This is a genomic window from Rhizobium sp. NZLR1b, from assembly GCF_019685155.1.
Classification (GTDB): Bacteria; Pseudomonadota; Alphaproteobacteria; order Rhizobiales; family Rhizobiaceae; genus Rhizobium.
The window spans coordinates 91,401-98,455 of record NZ_JABDWC010000026.1; the positions used below are offsets into that span (position 1 = coordinate 91,401).

Genomic DNA, 7,055 nt, shown 5'->3' on the forward strand with positions numbered 1-7,055 from the left:
CTTCGGCCGCCTCACAGAATGTGAACGGACCTTCCAAAGCGTGACTCTCTCCTGCCGGAACCTCGGATTGGCGCGGTCGTTACTCAAACGCAACCCCAGCAAAGGAGAAGCAAAATGTACAAGATTCTACTTGTCTCCAGCGCCCTTGCGCTGTCGTCACTTGCAACCAATGCGCTCGCTGATGGCGCCGTGACCGGTGCAGCCGGCGGCGCCATCACCGGCGCGATCGTCGGTGGCCCCGTGGGTGCCGCTATTGGCGGCGTAGCCGGTGGTGTCGCCGGCGCCGTTGTCGATCCGCCGCCGCGCGAGGTAGTCACCTACGTCCAGCAGCAGCCGGCCCCGACCGCCTCCGTGGTCGTCCAGGAACCAATCGTCGTCGGCAAGCCGCTTCCGGCCGATGTCGTCGTCACACCGGTGCCGGACAACCCGAAATACGCCTATACGGTCATCAACAATCAACATGTGATCGTCGAACCCCGCACCCACCGCGTGGTGCAGGTCGTAGAATAAACCACCGAAAAATCAGATCGCCGTGCCGCCTGCTGCGGTTCGGCAACTCCGGCCCCGCTTCGGCGGGGTCTTTTTTCGTGTGTTTGCGCCATCTGCCGATCAGCGCGAACAGGGCAACGAGCCGTCGCGGCGGGGCGAACCCTTGCGGCAGCGCCTCTATCCGGATCCGGTCGCCGTAAAGCCTGCCCTGTTTAAGGGATAGAATATGCATGCTGGAAAGCATGGGCCGATCCTCCATCGATTGATGGGATCAGCATGGCTGAAGCGACGGGGCCGGGTCCTTAATGCTCCGGATAAAAGCTGCTAAAACTTCCAAATGCCTCTCAGCGCGGCCGCATCCCGGCGCGCGCCAGCCCTTCCAGAACCGGCGCAAAACGCTGGGGATTCTTGGCCGGCTGACCCGCCAGAATGCCTTCCAGTGTCACATCAGGTGCAATCGCCTCCAGCGTGCGCAGCAACTGCCGCGCCCGCTCAATATTGCCGAGATGCGCGTGTGCGGCGATCAGCATCCAGTAGGTCGGGTCGAAATGGGCATTGAGCGCCAGCGATCGTGACGCAAACGAAAGCGCTGCCTCGTAATTGCCGCGGAAGATCTTGGCCATCGCGATGCCTGTCAGCGAAAAACGCGCATCCGGATCGCGCGGCCCCAGCCTCACGGCGCGGTGCAGACGCTCGAGCGCCCATCGATATCGCCGCAGTGCAGGGCCGCAATGCCGGAACAGGCGGCAACGCGAAGATCGTTGGGATTGGCAGCGGCGGCGGCCTCCAGCACGGCCATGCCGCCGTCATAATCCTTGCCCGTCTGCAGCAGCGCCATGCCGCAATGGACCATCACCCGGGGATCGCCGGCGGAATGCTGAAGGCCGCGGCGTGCAAGCCTGAGGCATCCGCCTTGTCGTCCCCTCCGAACGGCGGCCAGCCCATGGTCGTACGATGTTCGAGCGCCCAGGCGGCAAGTGACAGGATCAACGCATTTTCCGGCTCCATGGCAAGGGCCTCGCGCAGCAGCGCATAGGCGACGGCGTTGTTTTCGATCGACTCGTCGGTTATCGCCGCAAGCGCGCGCAGATAGAGATCATAAACCGCCGGACTGTTCGGCCGGTCGCGGCGCGATCTCCGGATTTCGGCAATTTCGATTGCCGGTTCGACAATCGAAGCGACGTGTTCGGTAATATGGTCCTGGAAGGCGAAGATGCCGCTGATGCCGTCCTCGAATTGATCGGCCCAAGATTGGTCGCCGTCACGCCATCGACCAATTGCACGTTGATACGCACCTGCCCGCCTTCCCGCCGGATGCTGCCTTCGAGCACGTAGCGGACCCCAATTCCCTGGCCACCTCTCGCACATCGATGCTGCGCCCCTTGTAGACGAAGGCGGAATATCGCGAGACGACCGAAAAGGAGCGGAAGCGGGCAAGGGCCGTGATGATCTCCGTCACCACGCCATCGGCAAAATAATCCTGGTCGGCATCACCACCGAGATTGGCGAAGGGAAGAACCGCGAGAGAAGGCGGCTGCGGCGCCACCGACGCCACCCCGGCATCGTCCTGGCGCGGCAGGCGATAACCGACCCTCGGAACGGTGACGATCCACTCCGTGCCGTCAGGCTTCGGGCCGAGAAGCTTCCTGAGCGTGGCAATCTGAACGGTGAGGTTGCCTTCCTCCACGGCAGGCCCCGGCCAAGCCCGCTCCATCAGATCCGCTTTGGTGACGACGCGACCCTCGACCTCCAGCAGCATGCCGAGCAGCGCTGTCGGTCGTGGTCCTATCGCCACGGACTTGCCTTCCCGCCACAGGCTTCCTGTCACGGGATCGCAAAGGAACGGACCAAAGGAGAGCGTTGAATTGCCCATGAGGAAGCATAACGCGAAAATATCGCAAACTGAAAGCGGCTCGACGCGCGACGAATTTATGATCGTAAGGCTCGATCCGCGGCTTCATGCCCGGTAAGCGACGAGCACGGCTCCTCCAGCAATCATCACGACGCCAAGCCAGTTTGGCAGCGTCAGGCGTTCGCCCAGGAACAGCACGGCAAAGACGGCCACGAAGACGACGGATAGCTTGTCGATCGGCGCGACGCGGGCGGCATCACCGAGCTTCAGAGCGCGGAAATAGCAAATCCAGGATGCGCCGGTGGCAAGACCCGAGAGCCCCAGGAAGAGCCAGCTCCTGCTCGACACCGAAGACGGTTCCTGCCAGTTGCCGGTGACATAGACCATCATCCCCGCCGCCAGCAGGATGACGATGGTGCGAATGAAGGTCGCGAAGTCGGAATTGACGTTCTCGACGCCGACTTTGGCGAAAATCGCCGTGAGCGCTGCGAAGCCGGCGGAAAAAAGCGCCCAAAGCGGCCAGCTTGTGAGGAGGCTTTTCATGCGGCGTTCCTTGTCCCGTTACACCTCGATCTCAAGGACGATCACACCTTCAACTCGCGCCGTTCGCGCTCGGTCACCATCGCAAGGTCGAGCACTTTCTGCAGGTTGGCGGCGTGGCGGAAGTTCGGGTCCGGCTGGACACCAGTTGCCACGGCCTCGGCAAAACGCTCGTAGTTGGTCGCCACCGGTTCAACTTCGATCTGCGTCCAGGTGGCCGTTTCGACCCCTTCGCCGAGGCAGCCATGCAGCTCGGAACCGCCGGGACGGTGGATAACCTCAAGGCTGCCCCTCTCGCCATAAATGCGCAGCTTCAACTCGTTCAGATGCCCCGTCGCCCAGCGGCTGGCATGGACGACGCCGAGCGCGCCGTTGGCGAAATCGACAGACATGGTGAAGCTGTCATTGGCATCGAGCAGATATTCGCCGATCTGGCCGCCCGGCGCCTTGTTGAAGGTCTTCAGCCGCGCAAAGACGTGGTCGATGTCGGTCGCCGCGCCATAGGCGGCAAAATCAAGGATATGGATGCCGACGTCGCCGAGCACGCCGTTCGAGCCGTGGCCAGTGGAAAGCCGCCACAGCCAGGTCGATTCCGTGCGCCAGTCGCCCCAGGCACGCGAGACGAGCCAGCTCTGGAGATAGGAGGCTTCCACGTGCCTGATCGTGCCGAGCTCGCCGGCGAGCACCATCTCGCGGGCGCGCTGCAACGGCGCGACATTGCGGTAGGTCAGGTTCACCATGTTGATGACGCCGGCCTTTTCCGCCGCCTCCGTCATCTCCAGCGCCTTCGCATAGTTCTCCGCCAGCGGCTTTTCGCAGAACACATGCTTGCCCGCGGCGATCAACGCCATCGTCGTCGGGTGATGGATCCGGTCGGGCGTGACGTTCGTCGCCGCGTCGAATTCACCCCAGGCGATCGCCTCCTCCAGTGAAAGAAACCGCTTTTCGATGTTGAACTTGTCGGCGAAGGCCGAAAGCCGCTCGGGATCGGTGTCGACGGCACCGACCACCGTCACGCCGTCGATGAGGGGGAAGCGGGCGAGCTGGTTTTTCGCCATCACCCCCGTGCCAAGAACGAGTAGTCGCATGGATGCTCCTCAGCGGTAACCGGCTTCGCCGGCCTGGTGCAGTCTCGGGCCGCGTTCGACGATCGGCTCCAGTGCCTTTTCTACCGGCACATTTGGTGCGTCGGTAATACCAGTCAACGATCCCTCAGGGTTATAGGCCCACTTGACGCCGTTGATCAGCACCTTCTGGATATTGACGTCGTGATAGGTCGGATAGGTCTCGTGGCCGGGGCGGAAATAGAAGATGTTGCCGGCGCCGCGCCGCCAGGTCAGGCCCGAGCGGAACACTTCGCCACCCTGGAACCAGGAAATGAACACCGTTTCGAGCGGCTCCGGAACCGAAAACTGCTCGCCGTACATTTCTTCGTTCTCGAGCTCGAAATGCTCGCCGATGCCCGCTGCGATCGGATGGCGCTGGTTGATCGTCCATAGACGCTCGCGCTCGCCCGCTTCGCGCCACTTCAGCGCGCAGGGCGTGCCCATCAGCCGCTTGAAGATCTTGGAGAAATGGCCGGAATGCAGCACGATGAGGCCCATACCCTCCCAGACACGCCTGGCCACCCGCTCGACGACGACGTCGGAGACCGCGCCGTGATCCTTATGGCCCCACCAGGTCAACACATCGGTTTCGGCAAGGCGGGCTTCGTTGAGGCCGTGTTCCGGCTCCTGCAGCGTTGCCGTAGTTGCCGAGATACCGGGATCCGTATTCAGCGCGTTGGCGATCGTCGTGTGCATGCCTTCGGGATAGATCCCACGAACGATTTCGTTGGTAGTCTCGTGGATATTCTCTCCCCAGACGACGGTGCGAATGGCCATGATGTGCTCCTGTAGAAACTGGAAGTATCGGTAGGCGGGAAAGACAGGATTCAAAGCGCTTTGGAAAACAGCAGCGCTGGCTGCGCCTCGTCTCCTCCACGTCTAAGCAACACATAGACCTTTGTCAGGAATTTGACAAAGGGGAAAATTTACCGGCAGAAGGCGGAAATTCCACTCGGCAATATGGCAGCAATATCAATGCGAAACGGATTTCGAGAACAGGTTGACGACGACGACGCCCGATATGATCAGCCCGAGCCCGAGGATTGCCGGCAGGTCGAGCCGCTGCTTGAAGAAGACCAGACCGACCGAGGAAATCAGCACGATTCCCAAAGCGCTCCAAATTGCATAAGCAATGCCGACAGGGATGCTTTTCAGCGTCAGCGACAGGCAATAGAAGGCGGCCGCATAACAGGCGACGACAAGCGCCGTCGGCCCGATGCGGGTGAACTGCTGCGACAGCTGCAGCGCAGTCGTGCCGATGACCTCGAGCACGATGGCGGCAAACAACAGCCCGTAGACGGCGGCCTGGCTCATGGCGAATTCCTTTTCGGATTACTTCCCGGTCAGTTCGACAAGGCGATTAATGAGATCCCGCCTCAGAACGCCGTCGATATCATGGCTTTCCAACGTATCTGAGAACCACAACCCGTCGGCGGCAAAACGCACGACCTGGGCGTCGAGGGAGGAGTCGGTGCCGATATATTCCTCGGCCCGCGCCTGCACCCATTGGCGCCATCGAAGGCGCAACCGGGGTTCGGCAAGAAGCGCGATCGTCACCTGCGTCCAACCCCTGGAATCGTCTGGACGATCCTTGATACCGGATACCGCTCTGAGATAGGCGCGGGTGAAGCGTCCCTGCGGCAGCGGATCGCCGCGCATCAGCTCTTCTATATCCGCGTCGAACTTTTCGAGCAGGCTCTCGAACAGTGCATCAAGAAGCGCATTTTTCGTCGGGAAGTGATGCAGCAGCCCACCCTTGCTGACGCTGGAGGCGGCGGACACCGCATCGAGCGTGACCGCGGCCATGCCTGCGCTGGCAGCAAGGCGCGCCGCAACATCCAGCAACTGCTGGCGCACGAGGATAGGCTGCTTTTTGCGATGATGAGCGTTCGACATGCGAGCAAAAGATACCGTCTGGACGGTTTTGTCAAGATGAATTGGCTGAAACTCCTGCCCGCCTGGCAATATGCGCGAATTGCCGCGTCGCTTTGATGACAGTTGCGATCGTTTTCCGCCCGGTGCATGAAGGACCGGGGCAATGGATGGGCATCGGGGATGGTTTCGTGACGGAGAAGGTCACCACTCTATATGAGGCGATCGGCGGCGATCCTGTCGTGCGGGCGCTGACGCAGCGTTTCTACGAACTGATGGACAGGCTGCCGGAGGCAAGCAACGTGCGCGCCGTGCATCCGCCGAGCCTTGCCGGCAGCGAAGAGAAATTCTACGAATATATGAGCGGTTATCTCGGCGGCCCGCCGCTCTATACCGACAAGCGCGGCCATCCGCGTCTGCGCAGCCGCCATTTCGTCGCCAAGATCGGCCCCGTCGAGCGCGACGAGTGGCTGCTCTGCTTCCGCCGTGCCCTCGACCAGACGATATCAAGCCAGGCGCTGCGCGATCTCATCTGGGGGCCGGTGGAAAGACTCGCCTATCACATGCAGAACAAGGCCCCTGACATACAGGAAAAGGAATGACCATGAGCTTGAATGCGCGTCTGGAGCCGGTGCTCTATCTTTTTGCCGGTCTGTTCGGCGTAGCCGGCGTGGCGCTCGCCGCCCTTGCCGCCCATGGCGGCGGCGAAGCCAACCTTGCGGCATCTGCATCCGCCATGTGCCTCGCACACGCCCCTACCCTGCTGGCATTGGCTCTCGGCACCGCCAAGCTCAAAACCGCCTGGCTGGCCGGTTTTCTGATGATCATCGGAACCCTGCTCTTTGCAGGCGATCTCGTCACTCTGCGTTTCACCGGCTCTAGCCTCTTCCCCTATGCCGCCCCGACCGGCGGCTGGGCGATGATGCTTGGCTGGCTGGCCGTTGCCGCCGGCGCCGTTTTCCGGGTACGACCTTGAGGGCTTTGCAAACTGGCTTCGATTCATCGGCCTATCGAAAGGGTTGATGGGAGGTCTCACCTCCCCTCCCTCATTCCTGTGCTTGTCACAGGAATGAGCGACTATCTGGGCTGTCAAGTTGCATGTTCGAATTCTCTTCGCGCATCTCGTGCTTTTGCATTGAGAATGACCAGGAGTTTTCGGGCGAGCGCGATGCGGATGACCATTTTCGGTTTGCCCT

At 61.5% G+C, this 7,055-nt stretch carries 8 protein-coding genes and 2 pseudogenes; 3 read left to right on the top strand and 7 right to left on the bottom strand.

From position 1 onward, the window contains the following. The first annotated feature begins 114 nt into the window (after window positions 1-114). The gene (locus HJB84_RS27915; protein ID WP_221117528.1) at window positions 115-510 is read left to right on the top strand and encodes a DUF1236 domain-containing protein; all 396 of its coding nucleotides are present in this window, start codon (window positions 115-117) and stop codon (window positions 508-510) included. Between the two features lie 323 nt (window positions 511-833). Here HJB84_RS27915 and HJB84_RS27920 read toward each other — a convergent pair. From HJB84_RS27920 to HJB84_RS27945, 6 genes and pseudogenes are all read right to left on the bottom strand, one after another. Further along, window positions 834-2,362, bottom strand: a pseudogene (locus HJB84_RS27920) (tetratricopeptide repeat protein). Window positions 2,363-2,446: 84 nt separating this feature from the next. Continuing rightward, on the bottom strand, window positions 2,447-2,884 hold the full coding sequence (locus HJB84_RS27925; protein ID WP_207581480.1) for an EamA family transporter: 438 nt from the start codon (window positions 2,882-2,884) through the stop codon (window positions 2,447-2,449). Between the two features lie 41 nt (window positions 2,885-2,925). Further along, window positions 2,926-3,969 (bottom strand): Gfo/Idh/MocA family protein, encoded by a 1,044-nt coding sequence (locus tag HJB84_RS27930; protein ID WP_207581481.1) that lies wholly within the window; start codon window positions 3,967-3,969, stop codon window positions 2,926-2,928. Window positions 3,970-3,978: 9 nt separating this feature from the next. Further along, entirely contained in the window at window positions 3,979-4,764 is a 786-nt protein-coding gene (locus HJB84_RS27935) for a ThuA domain-containing protein (RefSeq protein WP_221117529.1), read from the bottom strand. Window positions 4,765-4,959: 195 nt separating this feature from the next. Continuing rightward, on the bottom strand, window positions 4,960-5,301 hold the full coding sequence (locus HJB84_RS27940; RefSeq protein WP_207581483.1) for a multidrug efflux SMR transporter: 342 nt from the start codon (window positions 5,299-5,301) through the stop codon (window positions 4,960-4,962). Window positions 5,302-5,319: 18 nt separating this feature from the next. Next, window positions 5,320-5,883, bottom strand: a complete 564-nt coding sequence (locus tag HJB84_RS27945; protein WP_221117530.1) for a TetR/AcrR family transcriptional regulator — start codon at window positions 5,881-5,883, stop codon at window positions 5,320-5,322. A 167-nt stretch (window positions 5,884-6,050) separates the two neighbouring features. On the opposite strand from HJB84_RS27945, the gene HJB84_RS27950 reads away from it, so the two are divergent. Continuing rightward, a complete protein-coding gene (locus HJB84_RS27950; protein WP_221117539.1) occupies window positions 6,051-6,461 on the top strand; it encodes a group II truncated hemoglobin in 411 nt (136 codons plus the stop codon). A gap of 2 nt (window positions 6,462-6,463) precedes the next feature. Beyond that, window positions 6,464-6,835, top strand: a complete 372-nt coding sequence (locus HJB84_RS27955) for a DUF423 domain-containing protein (RefSeq protein WP_207584359.1) — start codon at window positions 6,464-6,466, stop codon at window positions 6,833-6,835. 113 nt (window positions 6,836-6,948) lie between these two features. On the opposite strand, the pseudogene HJB84_RS27960 reads toward HJB84_RS27955, so the two are convergent. Continuing rightward, a pseudogene (locus tag HJB84_RS27960) lies at window positions 6,949-7,055 on the bottom strand (IS110 family transposase); the annotation flags it as partial.

Coding starts and splice junctions, on each gene's coding strand:
- HJB84_RS27940 (WP_207581483.1), bottom strand. CDS start 5,301: ATGAGCCAGGCCGCCGTCTACGGGCTGTTGTTTGCCGCCATCGTGCTC.
- HJB84_RS27935 (WP_221117529.1), bottom strand. CDS start 4,764: ATGGCCATTCGCACCGTCGTCTGGGGAGAGAATATCCACGAGACTACC.
- HJB84_RS27915 (WP_221117528.1), top strand. CDS start 115: ATGTACAAGATTCTACTTGTCTCCAGCGCCCTTGCGCTGTCGTCACTT.
- HJB84_RS27925 (WP_207581480.1), bottom strand. CDS start 2,884: ATGAAAAGCCTCCTCACAAGCTGGCCGCTTTGGGCGCTTTTTTCCGCC.
- HJB84_RS27945 (WP_221117530.1), bottom strand. CDS start 5,883: ATGTCGAACGCTCATCATCGCAAAAAGCAGCCTATCCTCGTGCGCCAG.
- HJB84_RS27930 (WP_207581481.1), bottom strand. CDS start 3,969: ATGCGACTACTCGTTCTTGGCACGGGGGTGATGGCGAAAAACCAGCTC.
- HJB84_RS27955 (WP_207584359.1), top strand. CDS start 6,464: ATGAGCTTGAATGCGCGTCTGGAGCCGGTGCTCTATCTTTTTGCCGGT.